We start from the raw sequence: 21860 nt of genomic DNA, 5'->3' as shown, positions 1-21860 counted from the left end.
TCGATGTTTCAAATCTTAACTTGCTTCCTCGCAGAGTCACCTATTGTAAAAACGCATTGGTGGAACGTATTGAAGATTACGAACACAGCTCGGCCGCTTTTTATATGGGAACAGCTGCTTCCAAAGTAGCACTAACTTCTTTTCTTCAATTACAAGATGTAGATTTAACGAGGGCAGTAGAACCGCAGAGTCCCTAAAGGAGACTCTGCGGAAAAAAAGGCTGTTAAAAAGATATTAAAACTTATGAGCTTGGTAATCCTATTTTACGAAATTTACTTCTATGTTCTTGCGATAATCGTTGTTTCAATAGATCTCTGGGCCGTTATTGATATTTCAAAAAGCTCCTATAAACAGAGGAAGGATAAGTGGCTTTGGACTAATATCGTACTACTTCTACCTCTTTTTGGCGTTTTCGTATATCTGGCTGTAGGTAGAAAGCTTCTTAAAGATATAGAGTGAAGGCCTGACATTTATAGTATTACGGGAAGTCTTTGCTTCCTCGCAGAGTCTCCTCGGCGGAAGCCATAGCAAAGGAAGGGACTCTGCGTCTTCCTTCGATGTTCTAAATCTGTCCCCCGCAAGCGTCGATGGTTGTTGCGCAACTTGCTTCCTCGCAGAGTCACCTATTGTAAAAACGCATTGGTGGAACGTCCCGAAGATTACGAACACAGCTCTGCCGCTTTTTATATGGGAACAGCTGCTTCCAAAGTGGCACTAACTTCTTTTCTTCAATTACAAGATATAGATTTAACGAGGGCAGTAGAACCGCAGAGTCCCTAAAGGAGACTCTGCGGAAAAAAGAAAAGCAGTTACAAGAAAGAATAATACGCTCTTAATCAGGCGCTCATATTACTTGCTTCCTCGCAGAGTCTCCTCGGCGGAAGCCATAGCAAAGGAAGGGACGCTGCGTCTTCCTTCGGAAGGGCTTGTCAGATGTCCAACTTATACAATAGCACAAGCGAGGCGCTTGCGCTAGACACAGCTGGACCTAATTAAGAATCTGTCACTCATATCACTTCTTTTTAAACCACTCTTTTATTTTAAGTACCCAGCCCGGCTCATTCAGATCATTATCCAAAAGGAAGCTGTAGGGATGAAGTACGGGTAAATGATCACATACAATTTTAAGGATGGCGAACATCGGAATAAATAAGATCATCCCGGCCACGCCCCATACCAGTTCTCCGAGCACAATAGCGACAATGGTAAAAAAGGGACTGATATCCAAAGATTCCCCTTCTACCAAGGGTTCAATGATATTATTATCAATGATCTGTGCTACTACCAGGATAATAACTACCGGAAGAAGGACACCGGAAGAGTCGCCCACGAGGGCCATGGCAACAGGGAAAATCCCGCCGACAATAGAACCCACATAAGGAATTATGGTTGGAATGACCGCTACCAGGGCCACCAGCGGACCATTAGGAAGGCCGACGATGGAAAAACCAATAATATAGAATACAGCAAGAAAGACCATCGAAATCAGCCGACCAATAAGATATTTGGAAGCAACCTGCCGGATCTGGTCGAGTTCCCGGCCTGTTTCCTCCCGGTTTTCTTCATTCACCAGCTTCAGGAAAAACTCCCGATATTTGTCGCGTTTCCACAACAGAAAGAAAGAGTAGAGCAGTACCAGCACAAAACCGGTCAGCATGCTCATCAGGCTGGAGAAAAAAGACTTCCCGAAAGACCCGGAGGAGGAGGAGGAAGCTTTCTTCATTCCCTTTTGCAGGTAAGATTGTTGTTCCTGCGGGGATATCCCGTACTGGCTTTGTATCCAGTCCTGCACCTGCTGATACAGCTGCTGCGCTTTTTCCTGCATCCTGGGCATGTCCTGGGATAAACTGACTCCCTGGGCTGCAATGATTCCCAAAATTGCGGCAACAAAAAGTACAATGATCAGCACGCCACTTATGCTAGACCAGATCCGGCTCATCCCCCATTTCTCCAGCTTATCGCAAACGGGAACCAATAACATCACTAACAGGATGCCCAGGAACAGTGGTATAAGAAAGGCCTTTCCGAAATATAAAATTACCGCCAGCAGGATAATCATTAACAGAACGGCATTAATACGATAGATAGAGATGCTTTTCATCTGCAGATTTCTAAGATTAGATATATTAATATTCGTTGACAATTCTTACAGCTCACAGCTAATTCATTCAAGCCGATCCCTTTATCAAGAGCTCCTCCTGCATCATCTAAGCCAGTTCCTCCTCAAGTGGATATTAAAGTTCTCTTGCATGTAAGCGTTTCTATTTAACTGTCAATGCAGGATTAAGGTTTCTTTCAACCCAAACAATCCACATTTGGTTAGGGTTAGAACTGAAGTTTACCGAAAATGAAGACGTTGAAATCGCTAAAGTCCCCCGAAGGCAAGCGGGCCGATCATAGCGGGCATCACCTTCACCGTACTTGCAGCCGTTTATATCCTGCAGTTAGCAGGTGTCATCCGGCTTCAAACATCAGTAAAATAGCATGAATCATATTTGGTATAAAAACGCAATATTTTACTCTTTAGACATTGAAACCTTCTACGATGCTAACGGCGACGGCATCGGTGATTTTCAGGGATTGATCCAGAAGCTGGATTACCTGAGCGGCCTGGGTATCACTTGCATTTGGCTGCTGCCTTTCTTCCCCTCTCCTAACCGGGATAACGGGTACGACATCACCGACTATTATAATGTCGACCCTCGCCTGGGAACCTTGGGAGACTTTGCCGAATTGATGGACAAGGCCGGCCAATTGGGCATCCGCATCCTGATCGACCTCGTCGTGAACCATACCTCCATCGATCATCCCTGGTTTCAAGAAGCCGTCGAGAACCCGCAGTCCGGCTACTTCAACTATTATATCTGGTCGGATGATCCACAGGCGCATGGGGAGATGGAGCCCATGTTAAAGGGGGAAGTAGATACCTTGTGGACTTACAATGAAAAAGCCGGGAAGTATTACCTGCACCGCTTTTACAGAGAACAGCCTGACTTGAATATTGCTAATCCGGAAGTGCGTTCGGAAATCCTGCGCGTCATGGGCTTCTGGTTGCGGTTGGGAGTCTCCGGCTTCCGTATCGATGCTGCAGAAAGACTGATCGAGACCTATGGCATGGATAACCCGGGCGAATACCAGCTTTCCTGCTTTTTCGAAGAGATGCGGGAATTTATTTCGCTGCGAAAAAGTGATGCGATATTACTTGCGGAAACGAATTTGGAGCCGGAAAATATGCACACCTATTTTCAGAAAGGTGAGCGCATGCATATGGCTTTCAATTTTTTCATCAACCAGCATCTGTTTCTGGCCCTCGCAGAAGAAGACGCCTCCCACTTAGGCAGGGCATATGAAAGAGAACCGGGACTCTTCCCTCAGAACCAATGGCTTAATTTTCTAAGGCATCACGATGAACTGTCCCTCCAACTCTTAAACGAGCAGCAACGGCAATCAATCTATCGCAGATTTGCGCCCGATAAGAACATGTTGGTATTTGAAAGTGGCATCCGGAGAAGAATAGCTCCAATGTTAAAGGCCGACCGGAAGCATATGGAACTGGCCTATAGTCTGCTTTTTTCCTTACCCGGGACTCCTATGGTGCGTTATGGGGATGAAATAGGGATGGGAGAAAACCTGGAGCTTAAGGGGCGGGCGAGTGTGCGCACTCCCATGCAATGGTCAGAAGCTCCTGAAGCTGGCTTTTCAGTATCCCATACGAACAAGAATGTACCGGTGATTGATGATGAAGCATTTGGATTTCAGGCGGTGAACGTCCGAAAGCAGCAACAGGACGCTTCCTCCTTCTTAAGCTGGGTAGAGCGGCTGATCATTGCCCGGAAACAATTTCCGGAGATAGGTTATGGAGCACGCGCTGTTATCGAGACAGCGCAGCGCGGACTCTTCCTGCAGCGCTTTCAGCATCAGGAAGGCTTAGCCTATCTATTCCATAATCTTTCATCGCGAGAGCTGATAGTTAATTGGAGTGATCTTTCTATTGAATCCAGCAGACTGGCAGAGTTGTTTGGCGATGCCTTTAGTAAACAGGAAGATGACTCTTTGATCCTTTCCCCCTACGGCTACAAGTGGTATAAATATCAAAATAATCAATAAAATATGAGAACTAGCATCGGAAAAAGATACTGGGCTATTGCAGAAGGCTACATCCCGGAACAAAGTACCGGTCCCGCACCAGACATGACCAGTCATGAAACAGCGTGTATCCTGAATACGAATGAAGAGGATGCAAGTATTGAACTCACTTTATATTTCGCCGACCGCGAGCCCGTTGGCCCCTACCGGATAACAGTGCCTGCCAGAAGAACCAGGCATATCCGCTTCAATGATCTGACGGACCCGGAGCCGGTGCCCCGAGCGACGGAGTATGCCAGTGTTTTTTCATCGAATGTACCGGTGGTGATCCAGCACAGCCGCCTGGATAGCCGGCAGAGTGAAAATGCGCTAATGACCACCCTCGCTTTTTCAGCTGACCAGTAGTAATCAGAGTAATTGAACGGCCCCTGCAGCAGCTAGTGTGCAGGGCTGTTCTTCTCAACATGCTGTCCTGTTAAAAACTCTATCCCGTAGCAACTCCGGAAGATACTTTAAGGTTGCCCTCCCCCGCCTGCCGCACCATACACCTGACCGGTAGCATAACTGGCATCGTTGGCGGCGAGCTGAACGTAGATTGATGCGAGCTCTGCTGGTTGGCCTGGTCTTCCCATGGGTGTATCTCCGCCAAAGGTTTTCAACTTCTCGGCAGTAGCGCCGCCACTAACTTGCAGTGGTGTCCAGATCGGACCGGGAGCCACTCCATTTACCCGGATACCTTTCGGTCCCAGCTGCTTTGCTAAGGACCGTACGTAGGCAGTATTCGCTGCTTTGGTCTGCGCATAATCGAACAGGTCGCCCGAAGGATCGGTGGCCTGTACAGAGGTGGTAGCAATAATAGACGAGCCTGGCTTAAGATGAGGAAGTGCTGCTTTGGTGATCCAGAAGGGAGCATACACATTGGTCTTCATGGTCCAGTCAAACTGTTCCGATGTGATATCTGCGATAGATGGCTTCGTCTGTTGGCGGGCCGCATTGTTGACCAGGATATCCAGTCCCCCGAGACCCTTTACCGCCTCGGCTACCAGCCGTTGACAAAAAGCCTCGTCCCTTAGATCTCCCGGAATGGCCACTGCTTTGCGGCCCTCTGCTTTGATCAATGCAATCACTTCCTTTGCATCTGCTTCCTCGGCAGGAAGATAGTTAATGGCTACATCCGCACCTTCCCGGGCATAGGCAATAGCAGCTGCCCGCCCAATGCCTGAGTCTCCCCCGGTGATCAGGGCTTTCCGTCCTGCAAGTCTGCCGGAACCCTTATAGCTCTTCTCTCCGTGATCCGGCCGTGGGGTCATTTTTCCCGCTAAACCCGGCCAGGGCTGAAACTCGGGGCTGAAAGGAGGTTTGGGATATTTAGTGGTTGGATCAGTCAGATCAGGAGGACCGGTCACAGTGAAAAGGTTGGCTCCCTGTGATCCAAAAGCAGGTGAAACCACTGCTGCTGCCAGACCGGCACTCAAGCCACCGAGAACTTGTCGGCGACTCATTTTATTTTCTTCATTCATAGGTAGATGAACTTTTAGAGCGTTCGATCTATTAACTGAACTTTGTATCGCTTGTTTATCAAAAAAACAATTAGCCGGGAAAAGTCGGAAGCCCAAACAGTTAAGCATATAGCTAACAACAAAACCTCTATTGAATTTATTGCAATCGCCCTCATTTGCCGAACTTTTCCCTCCCACCAATGTTTATCATAACGAAGAACAGTTAAAATAGGGTCACGCAAACACCTGCCTTAACGATCTCCTCTCAATGAATTAAGCACATGGACAATCACTACTACAATTCAGACGACCTGAAGAAATTCGGTAATGTGGGTGAGTTTCAGAAAGAACTTGCCGACAAATTTTTCAGCTATTATGGCGAGGTATTTAAAGACAGTGCCCTGAGCGCACGGGAAAAATCGCTGATTGCTCTGGCCGTTGCGCATACTGTTCAATGCCCCTATTGTATAGATGCCTATAGCAGCGATGCGTTTGAAAAAGGCTGGAGCGAGGCTCAGTTGATGGAGGCCGTCCATGTGGCGACTGCCATCAGAGGAGGTTCATCCCTGGTGCACAGCGTACAGATGATGAACAAAGTGAAAGAGATAGCGATGTAGTTGATGAAGTCCTTAAAAGCACAGGGAAATGTATTGTCGGATTCAGAACACCAGCTGGAGGTTCTGGAAAAAGCTAGTTTGTGGACTCCTTTTCAGCAACAGCTGGATGAGCTGGACCTACTCCCCCTAAGGCCTACCGGGCTGCACATCTTCCAGGTGAATATCGGCAAGATGTGCAATCAGGTGTGTAAGCATTGCCATGTGGATGCCGGACCAGATCGCAAGGAGATCATGAGCACCGAAACGATGGAGTTATGCCTGCAGGCCTTGCAAGCCAACCCTGAAATCGGCATTGTAGATATCACCGGCGGTGCGCCAGAGATGAACCCCCACTTCCGCTGGTTCGTTTCCGAGATTAAAAAACTGGGAAAACATATCATCGTCCGCTGCAACCTCACCATCATCCTTGCCAACCGGAAGTATCAGGACCTTCCTGATTTTTTCAGGGAGCACGGCGTTGAAGTCGTTTCTTCCCTTCCCTTTTATACACAGGACAGAACGGACCGACAGCGTGGCAATGGGGTGTTTGAAGACAGCATTAAAGCCCTTCAAATGCTTAATGCTGCCGGTTACGGAAAAGAAGGAACGGGACTACTGCTCAATTTGGTGTACAATCCGGCGGGAGCCTTTCTGCCCCCTGCGCAAAGTTCACTCGAGAAGGAATACAAACAAGCGTTGAAGGAACAGTTCGGCATTGATTTCAATCATCTGTACACTATCACCAATATGCCGATCAGTCGCTACCTCGATTACCTGATCAGCAGCGGTAATTACCAACGGTATATGGAAAAGCTTACCGCCGCATTCAACCCTTCTGCCGCCTACAACGTAATGTGCCGGAATACCATTTCGGTCAGCTGGGATGGCTACTTATACGACTGCGACTTTAACCAGATGCTGGACCTGAAGGTTTCAGCAACATCCCAGCACATCAGCGAGTTTAAACCCGAAGAGCTTAACAGCAGATCGATCGTCATCGGCCAGCATTGCTATGGCTGTACAGCGGGTGCTGGCTCCAGCTGCGGAGGAGCAACGGCCTGACATGGAAAATGCACTCATCATCTTTGTAAAAAACCTGCAGATGGGAAAGGTAAAAACCCGCCTTGCTGCTACGGTAGGCGAAGAAAAAGCCTATGCTATTTACAGCTACCTGCTTAAATACACCTACCGGACTGCGGAAAGAGTAAACGCAGATAAATACGTTTTCTATTCCGACTTTATCCCAGAGCAGGACCTGCATCGATTTTCTTCGCAGCTCCAAAGTGGACAGGATTTGGGGGAGCGGATGAAGAATGCCTTCCGGCAAATACTGGACGCCGGCTATAAAAAAGCCGTTATTATTGGCAGCGATTCGCTCGAGATTACTTCGAAAATCGTTGATCAGGCATTCAGTGCACTGGAAGAATCTGAGGTAGTCATTGGCCCTGCAACAGACGGAGGTTACTACCTGCTGGGTATGAAGTTCCTGCACGAGGAATTGTTTGAAGACATCCCGTGGAGCAGTGCCGATGTCTTGAAAAAGACGATGAGGGCGGTTAAGCTAAACGGCCATACCCACACCCTTTTAACAGAACTGAGTGATATTGACGAAGAGCAGGACTGGCTACGGTTCGCTGCGAATGTGGAACTATGATCAGCATCATCATCCCTGCCTTTAACGAAGCCAGCTGTATTGGAAACACCATCCGCCGGATAAAGGAAATAGCGGATGCAGATCATATCCGGGAAGTCATCGTTGTCGATGGCGGCAGTACCGATGAAACCCTTCAAATTGCTGCCCGGGCCGGAGCCAAAGCGGTGATCAGTCCTATCAAAGGTCGCTCCGCACAGATGAATTACGGCGCATCGCTTGCTACAGCAGAGGTGCTCTACTTTTTACATGCGGATACCCTTCCACCGGAAGGCTTTAGTCATGATATTCTATCTGCCGTAGCGCAGGGACAGCATGCCGGCTGTTTTATGCTGGCCTTCGATCATCCGCACTGGTTTTTACAGGCGAATTGCTGGTTTACCCGCTTCGACTTTAACTACTTCCGCTTCGGCGATCAGAGTTTGTTTGTTGCTAAAGATGTATTTCTGGGGGCAGGCGGCTTTTGTGAACGGCATATCGTGATGGAAGACCAGGAGATCATCCAACGCATCAGGAAACTTTCGCCCTTTACAGTGATCCGGAAACCGGTTCTTACCTCCTCGCGGAAATACCTCCAGAACGGCATCTACAGAACGCAGGCGATTTTCTTCCTGATCTTCTTTATGTACCAGCTCGGTTTTTCACAGCAAAAATTGGTACATACCTATCGCAAACTTATCCGGCAGGACAAAGTTTAATTAGAACCTATGAAGCCCAACGACCGTAACGCTAAACTTCCTCCGGAAGAGAGACCCTTTCGTGTTTTAATCATCAGTGGTTCGCAGCGCAGGCAGTATAATTGTCCGGGTGTCGATAGTAAGTCGCGCATGCTGATGCTTCGCATGGCGGACTTGCTTCCGCAGGACTGGGAGATCGACTATGAGGATTTGGGGAACGTGTACAACCGGGAACGGATCCAGAGTTGTAATGCCTGCGTTTCCACCTCAATGGCTTTATGCGTCTGGCCCTGCAACTGCTACCGAAAGAACGACGGCAAGGAACCTGACCTGATGTGGAACCTGGATTTGTATTCGCGACTGGATATGGCGGACGCTTGGGCGATCATTGGTCCGATCAACTGGTACGGTCCCACCAGCAACTTGAAACTGATGTTCGACCGGCTGGTCTGTATGAACGGCGGCAACCCGGATGAGCGATTGATCGATCATAAAGATGCCGAGAAGGCCATGCGCCTAGAGCATTCGCCGGACTGGGAAGCTTTGAGTGTGAATCACCTCGAAGGACGCACCGCCGCCTTTTTCTGCTACGGTGACCTTGGCGGAGACGAAATAGACGAAAGCGGACGCCCTAAAGTACTCCAGCACAAGCACTATTTTAACCCGCAGCAGGAGCCTTTTGAAAATGAACGCGATGCCTATGCTCCACTTGTATGGCAATGCCGCTATGGCGGGATCGAAGTTCCGGACCACCTATGGCAGTATGCGCTTTTCGGGAAAGATAAAAAGTACAGCGAAAGCCAGGCAGAGAATATGGTGCAGGACGAGGGCGTCATGCAGCAATTCGAAAACTGGGTAAAGGGGTTTGCTTCTTTTGTAACACTGAAGGAAAAAGTAAAACCGGGTAAGTACCGGGCCTACGGCTACAACCCTCCTTCCCATTTTTTCAAGGAGCTGCGCCTGGGCTGGAAATACTTCCGCATGATGATCGGAAAGCCGGTGAAAAACTCCTCGCCCTGGTACCAGGAAAAGTTTGGATTGAATCAGGATGCCACCCTTCATCCCAAAAGAGGAGAAGGTAAAAAACTGCGAAAGTCATGAATATCATCCGGAAAAACTTCGACTATATCGGTACTCCCCTCCTTGCCGGACTGTTCGGTATGCTTTTCTTCCTGGAGAGCAAATACCAATTGCGGAAGCGGGTGCAGAACCGCTGGAGCAGGATCAAGATTAACGCCACCGTAGCAGCGCCTTCCTTTATCCTGCTTCGCCTGATGTTCGTTCCGGCGATGGTATACCTGGCGCAACGTAACGTTCCGGTACGTAAAACACTGGGACTGGTAGTGCCTTCTACCGTATTGCGACAGGTGCTGGCCTTTCTCTTTTTGGATTACAGCAATTATCTATGGCATATCCTGAACCATCAAATCCCGCTCCTTTGGCGTTTTCACCTGGTGCATCATACCGACAAAGATCTGGACATTACTACCGCCTTCCGGTTTCATTTCGGTGAAATGATCGGATCGCTGATCTATCGAGGGGCCTGTACGTATCTTTCCGGAGCCACACCTTTAAGCGTGATCGTTTATGAGATTGTATTTGAGGCTGCTACTGAATTTCATCACAGCAATACCCGGCTGCCTTTGCAAGTGGAGCAGGCCTTGAGCAAGCTAATAGTTACCCCCCGGATGCATGGAGTTCACCACTCGGTGAATCGTTCGGAAACCGACTCGAACTTCTCGGTCATCTTCTCCTGCTGGGATCGCCTGCATCAAACGATGAACCTAAATGTACAGCAATCCGACCTGATCATAGGTGTTCCGGGCTATCTGCGCAGCGAAGAACTGAGCAGCAAGTTTCTGCTCCGGCTGCCCTTCGGCGAGATTAGAAAAGGATAGACTTTACGCATCGAATCTTTTCAGCTATATCAGCCAGCACCTGCCCCTATTAACAAAAAAGGTCGCCCCATACAGAGCGACCCGCATAAACATAAAGGATTAAAAAACTAATCGTCCACTTTAACTTTCGTATCAGGTGTTTTGATCTTGGCCTCAGCTCCATCAACCTTTTCTTTAGAGTCTGATGTTTTTACTTTCGACTCCTCGCCGTCTACCTTGATCTTGTTGTCTTCACCTTCTTTATACTTCATTTCCTCGCCATCTATCTTGAGTTTTCCATCGGCGGTCTTTACTTTTATCTCCTCACCGTCGCGTTCTATTCGCGTCTCATCCAGGGTGTAGGTGCCGCCGTTAGATTTGATGGCCGTATTTACCACCACCCCGGTTCTGCCGTACAGCGTATCCCGGCTGTTAACGTCGACAAACAGCAGATCGTTCTCGATGGGCTCCCTGCTATCGCTATAGACGTAATACCCTTTTTCTTCATCCCGGACAATCGTTACCGGTTCACCGGTTTTCAGATTTACATAAGATGCGCCGGAAACTTGCATATCCCCGGTTGAGTTTGTTGCTGCCGAATCCGTACCGGCATTATCGTTTGATGCGCTACTGCAGGCAAAGAGTGATGAAACTACCATCAGCCCGACTATTTTGAGTGTTTTCATGATGTTTAAATGTTGGTTTTTCAAAGCAACAGTGGAGCTTTTGGCCTTCCACTGTTGAGGAGAAAGATTGATTATTTTCTGATGATCGTATCCCGTTCAATCACCCGGTCATTACCACGTCTACCGCCCAATAAGGCAAACAGCAGAATAATAAGGACGAGCGCTCCAACCAGCCAGATCCATGGAAATGATCCTCCGGATTCCGCTCCTTTATTTATATCCAAATTAACATCCGCATTTACTTTTTCCTGTGCAAATGCCATAACATTTAAAAACGCTAAAGCTATGGCTGTATTAATCTTTTTCATAGTAGTGTGTTTTTGGTTAATAATGTATTCACTTCCATGAACACCGTTATATTATACGGAACCAAAACAGTGCCATCCTTGCCTTAATTTTTATTTTCTGTTGTGCTGCGAAACTATTTTTCAAACTTCATCTTCCCTTCATCTTCTCCAGTTAATTTTGCGGCACCTTGGAAAAAATTAAAGATATAAGTAAGGCGCATGCTGGTGATTTGATTTATGTTGATGGAAGCTTATATATCATAGAAAGCATCACTAAAAACGAGGGGACTTATTTTCTAAAAATAGAAGATAGCGCCCCAATTGCAATTACTGAGGACAGCGTTTTTTCTGTCTTCAGACTGCCGTAAGGTCCTGCTAGAAACTCAGACCCCTAACAGTCTAGGCAGACGACCTTTTTAAACTAAAGACAGGAAACTACCAGGAAACAAAACGCTGCGTGCAAGAGTGCAGAAAAAGTAGTCAGGATGGAGAAAGACAGAACCTATAAAAACAGAGTTGCGGCAGAAATCATTTGGTCAGTTATTTTGATCTTAATTTTTTTCGTCATTTTCAAGTGGGTATTCTGACCTTTGTGTTATTGCTTATAGAAATCAACCTATTACGATGAAAACATTTACTATTTCTATTTTAACAGAAGATGACCGGGCAGGCGACAAAAGCAATAAATCGCTCACAAAACTACCTCTTGAAAAACCTAGCGATATTCCGGTCTATCAGGATAATGCCAGTGGTGAGATCATTATTCCGTCTGATGCAGACCTAAGTTTCGAAAGCTTAAAATTGATAATTGAGAAGATTCGCTAGCGCAACTGCTGGCATGCAGTCAGTTTCCTGACGTTCCATCGACTTCCCCCCGGCTCTTGCTGTAACAGCCTTATGAATTAAATATGAGGCGGGTTATTCTGGACGATGCAGTACCTGTCTCTGCGGGTTAACAGGTGTACTTTCAGGTTTTGCACCCCAAAAGGCTCCTCTCCACTCAGATCAAGAATACTTGAATCCAGGACGTTTGATCCATCCATTACTACCACTATTCCGCTGCCTGTAATTTCCACATCACGACCGTTTCTTATGATCATGGCTGTATCTTCACTAATCCCCACACCGATACAAGTTGGATTGGTAACCACCACCTGTGCCATACGAACAAACCGGTTGCGATCGACAAAGTGGGTATCAATACATACGTCCTTGAGGAATTCAAGGCCGGTTGTCACCTTTATTTCACCCGCCATTTCCTGAACTTCCTCGTTCCCTGCATAGATCATAGGAGTGGACAAAGCCATTGCTCCGGCGCTTGTTCCGGCGATCACTATCGGATCCTTAATATAACGTTGCTTCAGTTCGAAAAGAAAGTCAGTACCTCCGTATATGGAAGTGAGTTTTAACTGATCGCCTCCCGAGATGAAAATAGCACTCGCTTTGCGAACCCGCTCGAGCAGGGTTTCATCCGCTCCAACATCTTTTCGTTTGTCGTGATGAATGTGACCTATATTCTCAATCCCTAATTCATTAAACACTTTCCGGTAATCTTCAAAACTCTCCGCCCCCATACTGCTTCCACTGGTGATAACCTCTAAAACAGACCTCTCATCACTTATCAGTTCCGTAAAAACCCGCAGCACTTCCAAACGGTTAGGGTTCTCTTTCTGCTGCTTCTTTTCAGGCGCTTCTCCTTTGTTCTCATGGCCTCCTATCGCAAGTAATATTCCTTTGGGGACAGGGCATTCATTTACTGGGTTTACTTCCATAGTTTTTTGGACTCCAAGGGTATTTACTGGGTTATTAGTAATAGCACTTAGCCCATAAAAAGTTTTAATTAATCCAGCATTTCAGGGAGGCTTCCTCCCCCTGTCGTTTACAGCGACCGCTTTAAAGGTATTTGCCTTTCTTTTCCTCAAAAACGATTCATATCAATTGTTGGCTGTAAGTCGGTACCACTTGTATCCATAAGGTGGCAGGGTGAGATCCACTTCTGCCATCTTGATAGCAAGGGAGGCGTGACTAAGTAGATCTTCCAACTTTGCGGCTGGGGTTTCGATATCGATGGCAGTGTGAACGGGCTCTTCACTGAAATTGTGTACCATCACCAATGACTTGCCCTGGTAATCGTATCTGATTGCCATGACGCTTGCCGATTTTGTCTTTAAAATCTTCCAGGCTCCCAGCCCAATCTCTGGATGTTTCTTCCGCAATTCAATAAGTCGCCTGGTGAAATGCAGGAGGGAATTAGGACGCTGTTTTTGCGACTCCACATTCAGCTTTTTGTAGTTATAGTCGCCCAATGTTATGAGGGGACGAAAGGTTTTTTTCGCACTGGAAAAGCCCGCATTGGCAGTCGTATCCCACTGCATCGGAGTCCGGACCGCCAGCCGCTCTTTCAGACTTTGATCATCTCCCATGCCTATCTCTTCTCCATAGCGTATCACCGGCGTACCCGGAAGGGAAAACAGGAGGCTATAAGCCATCTCCAACTGCTTTTTGTTATTTGAAAACATCGGTGCCAACCGTCTTCTGATGCCTCTGTCGTAAAGGCGCATGCTGGTATCGGGGGCGAATTTGGCGTACACCAGGTTTAACTTGTCCTTGGGCAATCGTCCCAGGTCTATCTCGTCGTGATTTCGAAGGAAATAGGCCCATTGTGCGGAAACAGGTTTTTCCTTGGTGTCTTCCAGGGCTTTTACAAAGTCTTTTACATTTCCCGAAGCAAATGCGTAGAACAGGAATTGGTTACCAAAGAAGTTGAACATCATCTGCAGGCGTTCGCCCTGTTCTCCAAAATATTCGATGTTTTTGTCGATCTCCACGTTCGCTTCGCCCAGCAGTAAAGCATCCGGCTTTATTGCCTGAACCGTTTTTCGGATCTCGGTGAGAAATTCAATTTTATTTTCCGGGTTCTCCGCTCCGGTCTTGGGTAGATCAATAATAAATGGAACGGCGTCCAGGCGGTAGCCATCCAGACCTTGTTCCAACCAGTACCTTAATGCTTTCTTCATCTCCTTCTGAACCTCTTTATTCTCGACATTCAGATCCGGCTGGAAGGTATAAAAACGGTGGAAGTAGTATTGCTTCGCGACGCTGTCGAAGGTCCAGCTTTCCTTCTCTACCTTCGGGAAGCCCATCCCCTTGTTCCAGTCCTTCGGCCGCTCCCGCGACCAAACATAGTAGGAGAAATACCTGGAGCTGGTATCTCTTCGGGCCTGCTGAAACCAGGGATGTTCCAGGGAGGTGTGATTGAGCACCAGATCCATGATCACTTTCATGTTCCTTTTCTTTGCTTCTGCGATAAAAGTGTCGAAGTCAGCCTTGGTACCTAAACGCTTATCGATACTGTAATAGTCAGCCACATCATACCCATCATCCTTGTCTGGCGTAGGCTGAAAAGGAGATAGCCAGATCACGTTTATACCCAGCCATTTCAGGTAATCCAGTTCCTGGATCAGTCCCCTGAAATCGCCGATGCCATCTCCGTCGCTATCTTTAAAGGCATCGATGTCTACATTGTAAATGACACTCGTTTTGTACCATGGGATGTGTCCTGTAGGCTCTTGTTGTTTCGTTCTTTCCTTACAAGCGGAAAAGAGTAGCAGGCAGGCAGCAATACAAATAGCAGAAACTAATTTCATAGGATCGATCTTGCAAAGCAATAACTTGTTTTCGCCTGGAAAGTTTAGCCTGCTTTTCGAACTTCGTTGAAACATTTCCTTCCCTCTCTGCTTAAATTCTAAGTCATCATTTACCTAAAACAGCAGCTATGAACGTCAGTGATTTTATGATTCAACGCCTTGAGGAGTGGGGAGTTAAGCGGATCTTCGGCTATCCCGGAGATGGTATAAACGGAATTTTAGGGGCACTCAACCGGGGGCAAGATAAGATCAGGTTTATCCAGACCAGACATGAGGAGATGGCCGCCTTTATGGCCTGTGCACATTCCAAATTTACGGATGAGGTCGGCGTTTGTCTGGCCACTTCCGGTCCGGGAGCTATTCATCTCTTGAACGGGCTTTACGATGCAAAACTCGATCATCAGTCGGTAGTAGCCATTGTGGGGCAGCAGAAGCGCACCTCCATCGGCAGCAATTATCAGCAGGAGGTGGATCTGCTGACGCTCTATAAAGATGTGGCGTCTGAGTACGTTCAAATGATCACCGATCCTGCACAAACGCGGCAAGTCATTGACCGCGCTTTCCGAATTGCCAAAGCAGAAAGAACCGTTACAGCGGTGATTATCCCCAACGATGTGCAGGAAGAAAAAGCTATTGAAGAGCCTCCACGGAAACATGGGAACGTGTTTACAGGAGTAGGTCATTCGAAAGCCCATCTTATCCCCTCCGAAGAAGAATTGCAGCAGGCGGCTGCGGTACTTAATGAGGGACAAAGGGTTGCCATTCTGGTGGGAGCCGGTGCTTTCAGTGCCGTAGATGAAGTGAAGCAGATAGCCGAGCTGCTGGGTGCGGGAGTAGCAAAAGCGCTGCTGGGCAAAGCGGTGCTTCCGGATGACCTGCCTTATGTGACGGGCGCCATTGGATTATTGGGCACCAAACCCAGCTGGGAGCTGATGGAAGGCTGCGACACGCTACTGATGATCGGCAGCAGTTTCCCCTATTCGGAATATTTGCCCGAGCCGGGGAAAGCAAGAGGCGTTCAGATTGATATTGACGGCCGGATGCTAAGCCTGCGCTATCCCATGGAAGTCAACCTGCTCGGCGATAGCAGAAGTACCTTGCAAGCGTTGATCCCCCTATTGAAGCACAAAGAGGATCGGTCGTGGAGGCAGACCATCGAGCAGCATATTTCCGAATGGTGGAAAACGGTAGAGGAAAGGGCCATGCAGACGGCCGATCCGATAAATCCCCAACGCGTATTGCAGGAGTTGTCGCCCCGACTTCCCGACCAGTGTATCATTGCCGCTGATTCGGGAACTTCTGCCTTTTGGTTTGCCCGCAACCTGAAAATCCGGGAGGGCATGCTCGCCTCGCTTTCAGGAACGCTGGCGACGATGTGTCCGGCTGTTCCCTATGCCATCGCTGCAAAATTCGCCTATCCTTCGCGTATCCCCATTGCCATCACCGGCGACGGAGCCATGCAGATGCTGGGAATGAACGAGTTGATCACCATTGCTAAATACTGGAAAGAGTGGGCTGATCCGCGTTTAGTCGTCATTGTTTTGAACAACCGCGATCTGAATATGGTGACCTGGGAACAGCGGATGCTGGCCGGAGAACCAAAGTTTGAAGCATCGCAGGATATTCCGGATGTGCCCTACGGTGAGTTCGCGAAGTTGCTTGGCCTGAAGGGATTGCGGATTTCGAAGCCGGAGGAAATTGGAGCCGCTTTGGATGAGGTGTTAAGTGCCGACCGGCCTGCCGTGCTCGATGTGATGGTCGATCCCAATGTTCCTATAGTACCTGCTCATGTGGATATGAGCCAGCTGGCCATGTTCAATAAAGCCCTCTTAAAAGGCGATCCGGACAGCGCCGCTGTAATCCGGCAAACGATAAAAGAGGTGATGCAGGGCGGTGTTGGGAAATAGGCGGTCTTAGGGCGCCAATCATTTTCCTGGAGTAGTCCGCGCTCTCAGGTTTCTACCATGCGTAGTTCTAAATAAAAGAAAATAAGCCCGAGTGGTCCGGGCTTATTTTCTTCTAGTGAATCAGCTATCTCTCCGCGGGGGAAGAAGCTCGATGATGCTCCGAAACACCCCCCTTCAGATTCTTTAGTCGATCTTATGGATGGATGTTGTTTGCCGCTGTTGCATACAGGCCGATTAAGCTTCCGGTAAAGCCACCCGCAAGATTCGTTGATAAAATATCTCCGGAAACGGTTCCTCCCAGGTTCCTAAAACTCTTGAGATCGGTCGAATAATTAAACCGGTAGTCATCGCCTTTGGCCTCAATTTGCAACTGGACCGGCTTTCGGATATCGATCTTTTCACTGGCCAGCACTTTGGTATTTCCTGCTTCTGTTCTGGCCAGTACCAGGTAGTTGTCATTACCTTTCTTCGTAATGCCAAATACATAATTAAACTTCTCACTCTGATAATGTGCCAGGCCGGCCAGGTCATTCTCCGATTGAGGAGCATACCGGATGGTAACCGTTGCATTAAAATGGTTATGTTGCTGCCTGTGAAAAAGACTTGAAACGGGCGCCAACTCTTTGATGCTTGTTGAAAACGGGTTCAGCACCAGCCCTGCTTTTGTATAACTTACAAATGCCTCCCTCGGCCCGCGCATCGCAATCCAGCGATGATCTAACTGTCCCCCGTTAAAAGCATCGGTAAAGGTAAAGTTGCCGCTTGGAAAGAAGCCGTTCTGCCCGGTCTGATTTTTTACGCCCTCGGGCATCCGGATCTTTGGCTTCAGGGGAACAAGCCCGTTCTCGAACACAGGAAAGTCTCCGGACCAGTCAACGGGTAACATAAAGGTCTCCCGCCCCGTGTTCACCCGGTCTTTTTCGTTGGGACGGATCCCCAGGAACACTGCGTAATACTTGCCATTCGGACCTTCAATAAGGTCGGCATGGCCGGTCCAGTCCATCTTGTTGGTTCTTTGTTTTGGGAAGTGACGTTGTGTGAGAATTGGATTGTTGTTAGCAGGTTTATAAGGACCTTTCACCCGATCACTTGAGAAGATCACTTCGCTATGCCAATCGCCGGTCCCTCCCTCGGCGCACATCAGGTAATAGCGGCCGTTCTTCCTATAAATATGCGGACCCTCTATCCAGATAGGCTTTTGCCTGATGTCAGTACCTCCATCAACAATGATTTTATCAGTTCCCGGAATCACTCTGTCGTTTTCCAGATCGTAGTCCCATATCTTAATCACGCGGTGGCCCTCATAAAGCTCCTTTCCTTTATCAGGAGCATCATTATGAACCACGTAAGCTTTACCATCCTCGTCAAAGAAAAGAGAAGGATCTATGCCGTCAAACTGAAGTTTGATCGGATCACTCCAGCCTTTCAGGGGATCTTTGGTTTTAACCACCATATTGCCCATGCCTCCGGAAATCTGGGTGGTGATCATATAAAAAGTATCATTGTGTTTGTTATACTTAATATCAGGAGCGTACACCCCGCCTGAGAAGCTGGACTTTTCCACTTTCAACTGAGAAGGGCGGTCGAGCACATGTCCGATCTGTTTCCAGTTCACCAAATCACGGGAATGAAAAATAGGTACGCCGGGAAACATGGCGAATGAAGAGTTTACGAGGTAATAATCGTTGCCCTTGCGGGTGATGGCCGGGTCGGGATAACACCCCTGTAAGATGGGTGTGTAGAATTCATTGGAATCCAAAGGGTGATTCTTGTAAATTGGGTCTTCCCCCCGATAGCTAAACTGGGAGAAGACAGGCGCATTTTTGGCAGTTTTAAGCCTCTCCTGTGCAGGAGCGTCGAAAAATACCAGTAAAGAAATCAGTAACAGGGCTGCCGTTTTCTTCTGCAGCAAGGGTTTATAGTTGGCTCTATTCATCATATTCCTTTTCGCAATGAGTCTGTTCATTGGTCGGCTGTATTTTCTTCTAATTGATACTCGCAAGGGCAGTGACACCAGCTGCCTCCTTGTTCCCTTTTCGAAATCCGTGGTCGAGACAGCTGAAGAACATCGACCTGATGACAAAAATCAAGATGAAAACGTGTTGTACCTGATAAAATTGATGATAATAATAGCACAGATGTTTAAAAAAAGGGCTGAGCGTTTAGGTTGGGAAGGACGATTGCTTTGAAAGGCATTTGTCCCTAATATCCTGGCATTTCCCAAGCCCTATCGAAGCTGGGCAAAGTAAGCCATAACTTTTGCTTCCGCGGCAGCTTGCCGTACCAGGTTGCCCGGGAATAGCTCACTCCTTAGTTGCCGGTAAAGTGCTACTGAATTTTCCAGGCTTTCCATCAATGAAGCTCTTGAGTAGTTCGGAATGGATGTTTTCAATTGCTCCAGATCTTCTGCCGGCAGTTGTACTTCCACTTTGCGCACCCCTCTTGGCAGGTTCCCGTTTTTAATGTGCAGCAACGGTCCAAATACCGTCATTCGCAGGAAGGAAAAGAAATCAAAAGTTTCGAGATATTCTCCCCGTCCAATTTTAAGCAAAGCATAATGAACCCAGGTCCAGAAACGGTCTTCGATCCATTGGTAATCAGGATAAGGAAATTTCGCTTCCGTTTGCTCCAATACCTGTTGCAATTTCCCTCCCCTGTCCAGCAGAATGACAGGTGTCTCGATGCGCTGTCCAAATTCCTCCAGCGTCACAAACTTGATGTCGACATGAAGCAGGGGATTGTCGTAGAGGCAAATTAATACGCGCGGTTCTCCCACATGTTCACCGGTGAAACCAGAAAGAAAGTTCGGTAGCCTGCGAGCGAATTCCAACATCTTGTTTTTGTCACCGCCTATTTTCTCTTGAGTAACCAGGATCAGGTCAAGATCAGCGTATTCATCCAACTCATTCGTAAGCCAGGAACCAGCAACGGCCAGACCAACTACATTTTCGTTATCCTCTAATAGTTGAACTGTCTTTTCTGCAAAGTCTTTTTGAGCTGTCATCTGTCCTACTTTGTTTAAGGCTCTGAGCTTAAATTGCTCCCCGATCCTCACAAAAGGATGTGCTTTCAGGGACGCCACCCTAACTTACTATTGCGTTGATTTTCGTCAATTCCTCCTCGCTGAAACTGGTATTTTGCAAAGCAGCGATAGAATCGACTATCTGTTCAGGTTTACTGGAACCAATGAGTACAGAAGTCACCCGTTTATCGCGCAGCAACCAGGCTAGGGCCATATGCGCCAGCTTTTGTCCTCTTTGCTGAGCCAGGTCGTTCAACTTCACTACCTTCTCTAGTTTATCCGGCGTGAGGTGGCTTTCATTCAAAAACTTACCGCTCGTAGCCACCCGGGAGTCCTCCGGAATTCCGTGTAAGTATTTATCGGTCAGCAGACCCTGCGCTAAGGGTGAAAAGGGAATACAGCCTACTCCTTCTCGCTCCAGCAAATCTAAGAGGCCGCCCTCCACCCAGCGTTCGAACATGGAGTACTTCGGCTGATGAATAAGGCAGGGAGTGCCAAGGCGTTTCAAGATATTAAAAGCCTGTTCCGCTTCGGCTACTTGGTAGTTGGAAAGCCCAATATAGAGCGCTTTGCCCTGGCGCACGATGAGATCCAATGCTGCCATGGTTTCTTCGAGCGGAGTTTCGGGATCGGGCCTGTGGTGATAGAAGATATCCACATAGTCCAGCTTCATCCGCTTAAGGCTCTGGTCTAAGCTGGAAACCAGGTATTTTTTCGATCCCCAATTGCCGTAAGGTCCCTCCCACATATCATATCCTGCTTTAGTAGAAATGATCAGCTCGTCGCGGTAGGAGCGAAAATCAAGATCTAAGATCCTCCCGAAATTAGCTTCCGCAGATCCATAGGGAGGTCCATAATTGTTTGCCAGATCGAAATGAGTGATGCCGTTATCGAAAGCGGTTTTGAGTAGGTTGCGACTGTTTTCGAAGTTGTTCACATAACCGAAGTTATGCCATAAACCAATTGAAAAAGCTGAAAGCTTAATGCCCGAGTTACCGCAGCGGCGGTACTCCATCCCCTGGTAACGAGTGTTTGATGCCTGATAAGTCATTTTCGGTAGTGCGCCCGATGTCGAAGCGTATACGAAAATGCAGGAATGTTATTGATATCACAAGAGCTACGAGAAAATATAACCCGTTTGATTCGGAGTGTGGCATTAGCAGTATGTGGCAAGGCTTTTAGCTTTTATAGGGGAACTGGACGCCCGTCAGTTCTTCGCACAGCGCTAAAAAGTCCTCCTGCAACGGTACATTATCGGCTTCGGGATTAGAATGGGTCTCTTTCTTATGGTAGAAAAAACAGCCACTTACTTTTGCCCTTTCGTCATCACTTACTGCGAGCCACACCTGCGTCTCGTAGCCATCCTCGAAACTATCAGGAGCACCAGGTCCGCCCATCTTTGTAGGCACCCAGCCGGGATTAAGCGTATTGGCGTAGACGTCTGTCCATTTTCGGGCGACTGCCTGGCAAAGCATCAGCACGTGCAGCTTGGTATCGGAGTAGTTGATCCCGCTAACACCGGTTTTAAATCTGTCAAGCTTCGACCGCCCCCCTTCGTGCATCCCGGAGCTCAGGTAGATCAGCCGTCCCGGTTTCTCTATCAAACAAGTTAGGATGTAAGGAGCTAAGGTATTGACAGCCAACAACTCTTCTCCGGAAGCATGATACACCCCCGCGTTGTGAATAACCGCATCAAACTTGCCTAATGCATTTACTTTCCCAGCTAACCGTATGGTTTCAGTTATGCTGGCAAGGTCGCCTGTGAGAACAGCCTCGGCGCCTGGCACCTTATCCAAAGCCTCTTTTGCCCGCTGGTCGGCACGTGCGTGAAGAACAACCTGATGTCCCTGTGTAATCAGTGCCTTCGCAGCTAGTTGTCCCAGGCCATCTGCTGCACCAGTGATAAATATTCTTGCCATTTTCTA

General features: G+C 47.9%; 22 protein-coding genes. 12 read left to right on the top strand and 10 right to left on the bottom strand.

Annotated elements, in window-relative coordinates:
- Together J4N23_RS17115 and J4N23_RS17110 are read left to right on the top strand one after the other, a co-directional pair.
- The coding region (locus J4N23_RS17115; RefSeq protein ID WP_207429005.1) for a hypothetical protein at window positions 1-197 on the top strand (197 nt) is incomplete at its 5' end.
- 46 nt (window positions 198-243) lie between these two features.
- On the top strand, window positions 244-459 hold the full coding sequence (locus J4N23_RS17110) for a PLDc N-terminal domain-containing protein (RefSeq protein WP_207429004.1): 216 nt from the start codon (window positions 244-246) through the stop codon (window positions 457-459).
- Window positions 460-1012: 553 nt separating this feature from the next.
- On the opposite strand, the gene J4N23_RS17105 is transcribed toward J4N23_RS17110, so the two are convergent.
- Complete coding sequence (locus J4N23_RS17105; protein ID WP_207429003.1) at window positions 1013-2101, bottom strand: AI-2E family transporter; 1089 nt, start codon at window positions 2099-2101, stop codon at window positions 1013-1015.
- A 383-nt stretch (window positions 2102-2484) separates the two neighbouring features.
- Between J4N23_RS17105 and J4N23_RS17100 the strand changes: the two genes are divergently transcribed.
- Both J4N23_RS17100 and J4N23_RS17095 read left to right on the top strand, forming a co-directional pair.
- A complete protein-coding gene (locus J4N23_RS17100) occupies window positions 2485-4107 on the top strand; it encodes an alpha-amylase family protein (RefSeq protein WP_207429002.1) in 1623 nt (540 codons plus the stop codon).
- Window positions 4108-4110: 3 nt separating this feature from the next.
- On the top strand, window positions 4111-4491 hold the full coding sequence (locus J4N23_RS17095; protein WP_207429001.1) for a sensory rhodopsin transducer: 381 nt from the start codon (window positions 4111-4113) through the stop codon (window positions 4489-4491).
- A gap of 107 nt (window positions 4492-4598) precedes the next feature.
- Here J4N23_RS17095 and J4N23_RS17090 read toward each other — a convergent pair whose 3' ends face one another.
- A complete protein-coding gene (locus J4N23_RS17090; RefSeq protein ID WP_207429000.1) occupies window positions 4599-5606 on the bottom strand; it encodes an SDR family oxidoreductase in 1008 nt (335 codons plus the stop codon).
- Between the two features lie 260 nt (window positions 5607-5866).
- Between J4N23_RS17090 and J4N23_RS17085 the strand changes: the two genes are divergently transcribed.
- Genes J4N23_RS17085 through J4N23_RS17060 form a run of 6 tightly spaced genes read left to right on the top strand, consistent with a single transcriptional unit; the run spans window position 5867 to window position 10407 of the window.
- The gene (locus J4N23_RS17085) at window positions 5867-6202 is read left to right on the top strand and encodes an arsenosugar biosynthesis-associated peroxidase-like protein (RefSeq protein WP_207428999.1); all 336 of its coding nucleotides are present in this window, start codon (window positions 5867-5869) and stop codon (window positions 6200-6202) included.
- Window positions 6203-6205: 3 nt separating this feature from the next.
- Window positions 6206-7243 (top strand): arsenosugar biosynthesis radical SAM (seleno)protein ArsS, encoded by a 1038-nt coding sequence (gene arsS, locus J4N23_RS17080; protein WP_207428998.1) that lies wholly within the window; start codon window positions 6206-6208, stop codon window positions 7241-7243.
- Window positions 7194-7835, top strand: a complete 642-nt coding sequence (locus tag J4N23_RS17075) for a TIGR04282 family arsenosugar biosynthesis glycosyltransferase (RefSeq protein ID WP_207428996.1) — start codon at window positions 7194-7196, stop codon at window positions 7833-7835. The genes arsS and J4N23_RS17075 overlap by 50 nt, the downstream gene beginning before the upstream one ends.
- Complete coding sequence (locus tag J4N23_RS17070; RefSeq protein ID WP_207428995.1) at window positions 7832-8530, top strand: TIGR04283 family arsenosugar biosynthesis glycosyltransferase; 699 nt, start codon at window positions 7832-7834, stop codon at window positions 8528-8530. Before J4N23_RS17075 ends, J4N23_RS17070 begins: the two co-directional genes overlap by 4 nt.
- Window positions 8531-8539: 9 nt before the next feature.
- Window positions 8540-9610: an NAD(P)H-dependent oxidoreductase gene (locus J4N23_RS17065; RefSeq protein WP_207428994.1), complete on the top strand. Its 1071-nt coding sequence runs from the start codon at window positions 8540-8542 to the stop codon at window positions 9608-9610.
- On the top strand, window positions 9607-10407 hold the full coding sequence (locus J4N23_RS17060) for a sterol desaturase family protein (RefSeq protein WP_207428993.1): 801 nt from the start codon (window positions 9607-9609) through the stop codon (window positions 10405-10407). The genes J4N23_RS17065 and J4N23_RS17060 overlap by 4 nt, the downstream gene beginning before the upstream one ends.
- A 107-nt stretch (window positions 10408-10514) precedes the next feature.
- Here the strand turns inward: J4N23_RS17060 and J4N23_RS17055 are convergent, their stop codons facing one another.
- Together J4N23_RS17055 and J4N23_RS17050 are read right to left on the bottom strand one after the other, a co-directional pair.
- The gene (locus tag J4N23_RS17055) at window positions 10515-11072 is read right to left on the bottom strand and encodes a hypothetical protein (protein ID WP_207428992.1); all 558 of its coding nucleotides are present in this window, start codon (window positions 11070-11072) and stop codon (window positions 10515-10517) included.
- Between the two features lie 71 nt (window positions 11073-11143).
- Complete coding sequence (locus J4N23_RS17050) at window positions 11144-11380, bottom strand: hypothetical protein (protein WP_207428991.1); 237 nt, start codon at window positions 11378-11380, stop codon at window positions 11144-11146.
- Window positions 11381-11983: 603 nt separating this feature from the next.
- On the opposite strand from J4N23_RS17050, the gene J4N23_RS17045 reads away from it, so the two are divergent.
- Window positions 11984-12184, top strand: coding sequence for a hypothetical protein (locus J4N23_RS17045; protein WP_207428990.1), 201 nt, complete (start codon window positions 11984-11986; stop codon window positions 12182-12184).
- 77 nt (window positions 12185-12261) lie between these two features.
- Here J4N23_RS17045 and J4N23_RS17040 read toward each other — a convergent pair whose 3' ends face one another.
- Together J4N23_RS17040 and J4N23_RS17035 are read right to left on the bottom strand one after the other, a co-directional pair.
- Entirely contained in the window at window positions 12262-13131 is an 870-nt protein-coding gene (locus J4N23_RS17040) for a cyanophycinase (RefSeq protein WP_207428988.1), read from the bottom strand.
- Window positions 13132-13293: 162 nt separating this feature from the next.
- Window positions 13294-15006 carry an alpha-amylase family glycosyl hydrolase gene (locus J4N23_RS17035; RefSeq protein ID WP_207428987.1) on the bottom strand — a complete coding sequence of 571 codons (1713 nt, stop codon included), beginning with the start codon at window positions 15004-15006 and terminating at the stop codon, window positions 13294-13296.
- Window positions 15007-15134: 128 nt separating this feature from the next.
- Between J4N23_RS17035 and J4N23_RS17030 the strand changes: the two genes are divergently transcribed.
- Window positions 15135-16913 carry a thiamine pyrophosphate-requiring protein gene (locus J4N23_RS17030; protein ID WP_207428986.1) on the top strand — a complete coding sequence of 593 codons (1779 nt, stop codon included), beginning with the start codon at window positions 15135-15137 and terminating at the stop codon, window positions 16911-16913.
- Between the two features lie 193 nt (window positions 16914-17106).
- Here the strand turns inward: J4N23_RS17030 and J4N23_RS17025 are convergent, their stop codons facing one another.
- From J4N23_RS17025 to J4N23_RS17010, 4 genes are all read right to left on the bottom strand, one after another.
- Complete coding sequence (locus J4N23_RS17025) at window positions 17107-18879, bottom strand: glycoside hydrolase family 43 protein (protein ID WP_242689268.1); 1773 nt, start codon at window positions 18877-18879, stop codon at window positions 17107-17109.
- A 261-nt stretch (window positions 18880-19140) separates the two neighbouring features.
- Window positions 19141-19917 (bottom strand): hypothetical protein, encoded by a 777-nt coding sequence (locus J4N23_RS17020; protein ID WP_207428985.1) that lies wholly within the window; start codon window positions 19915-19917, stop codon window positions 19141-19143.
- Between the two features lie 79 nt (window positions 19918-19996).
- On the bottom strand, window positions 19997-20986 hold the full coding sequence (gene mgrA, locus J4N23_RS17015; protein ID WP_207428984.1) for an L-glyceraldehyde 3-phosphate reductase: 990 nt from the start codon (window positions 20984-20986) through the stop codon (window positions 19997-19999).
- A gap of 127 nt (window positions 20987-21113) precedes the next feature.
- Entirely contained in the window at window positions 21114-21854 is a 741-nt protein-coding gene (locus J4N23_RS17010; RefSeq protein WP_207428983.1) for an SDR family NAD(P)-dependent oxidoreductase, read from the bottom strand.
- Window positions 21855-21860 lie beyond the last annotated feature (6 nt).

The sequence above is a fragment of the Pedobacter sp. SYSU D00535 genome, from assembly GCF_017355855.1.
Classification (GTDB): Bacteria; Bacteroidota; Bacteroidia; order Sphingobacteriales; family Sphingobacteriaceae; genus Desertivirga.
This window is presented reverse-complemented; position numbering and strand designations above follow the sequence as displayed.

Bases quoted from the DNA above. Each gene is read 5' to 3' on its own strand.
- J4N23_RS17110 (WP_207429004.1), top strand. From the start codon at position 244: ATGAGCTTGGTAATCCTATTTTACGAAATTTACTTCTATGTTCTTGCG.
- J4N23_RS17105 (WP_207429003.1), bottom strand. From the start codon at position 2,101: ATGAAAAGCATCTCTATCTATCGTATTAATGCCGTTCTGTTAATGATT.
- J4N23_RS17100 (WP_207429002.1), top strand. From the start codon at position 2,485: ATGAATCATATTTGGTATAAAAACGCAATATTTTACTCTTTAGACATT.
- J4N23_RS17095 (WP_207429001.1), top strand. From the start codon at position 4,111: ATGAGAACTAGCATCGGAAAAAGATACTGGGCTATTGCAGAAGGCTAC.
- J4N23_RS17090 (WP_207429000.1), bottom strand. From the start codon at position 5,606: ATGAATGAAGAAAATAAAATGAGTCGCCGACAAGTTCTCGGTGGCTTG.
- J4N23_RS17085 (WP_207428999.1), top strand. From the start codon at position 5,867: ATGGACAATCACTACTACAATTCAGACGACCTGAAGAAATTCGGTAAT.
- arsS (WP_207428998.1), top strand. From the start codon at position 6,206: ATGAAGTCCTTAAAAGCACAGGGAAATGTATTGTCGGATTCAGAACAC.
- J4N23_RS17075 (WP_207428996.1), top strand. From the start codon at position 7,194: ATGGCTGTACAGCGGGTGCTGGCTCCAGCTGCGGAGGAGCAACGGCCT.
- J4N23_RS17070 (WP_207428995.1), top strand. From the start codon at position 7,832: ATGATCAGCATCATCATCCCTGCCTTTAACGAAGCCAGCTGTATTGGA.
- J4N23_RS17065 (WP_207428994.1), top strand. From the start codon at position 8,540: ATGAAGCCCAACGACCGTAACGCTAAACTTCCTCCGGAAGAGAGACCC.
- J4N23_RS17060 (WP_207428993.1), top strand. From the start codon at position 9,607: ATGAATATCATCCGGAAAAACTTCGACTATATCGGTACTCCCCTCCTT.
- J4N23_RS17055 (WP_207428992.1), bottom strand. From the start codon at position 11,072: ATGAAAACACTCAAAATAGTCGGGCTGATGGTAGTTTCATCACTCTTT.
- J4N23_RS17050 (WP_207428991.1), bottom strand. From the start codon at position 11,380: ATGAAAAAGATTAATACAGCCATAGCTTTAGCGTTTTTAAATGTTATG.
- J4N23_RS17045 (WP_207428990.1), top strand. From the start codon at position 11,984: ATGAAAACATTTACTATTTCTATTTTAACAGAAGATGACCGGGCAGGC.
- J4N23_RS17040 (WP_207428988.1), bottom strand. From the start codon at position 13,131: ATGGAAGTAAACCCAGTAAATGAATGCCCTGTCCCCAAAGGAATATTA.
- J4N23_RS17035 (WP_207428987.1), bottom strand. From the start codon at position 15,006: ATGAAATTAGTTTCTGCTATTTGTATTGCTGCCTGCCTGCTACTCTTT.
- J4N23_RS17030 (WP_207428986.1), top strand. From the start codon at position 15,135: ATGAACGTCAGTGATTTTATGATTCAACGCCTTGAGGAGTGGGGAGTT.
- J4N23_RS17025 (WP_242689268.1), bottom strand. From the start codon at position 18,879: ATGAACAGACTCATTGCGAAAAGGAATATGATGAATAGAGCCAACTAT.
- J4N23_RS17020 (WP_207428985.1), bottom strand. From the start codon at position 19,917: ATGACAGCTCAAAAAGACTTTGCAGAAAAGACAGTTCAACTATTAGAG.
- mgrA (WP_207428984.1), bottom strand. From the start codon at position 20,986: ATGACTTATCAGGCATCAAACACTCGTTACCAGGGGATGGAGTACCGC.
- J4N23_RS17010 (WP_207428983.1), bottom strand. From the start codon at position 21,854: ATGGCAAGAATATTTATCACTGGTGCAGCAGATGGCCTGGGACAACTA.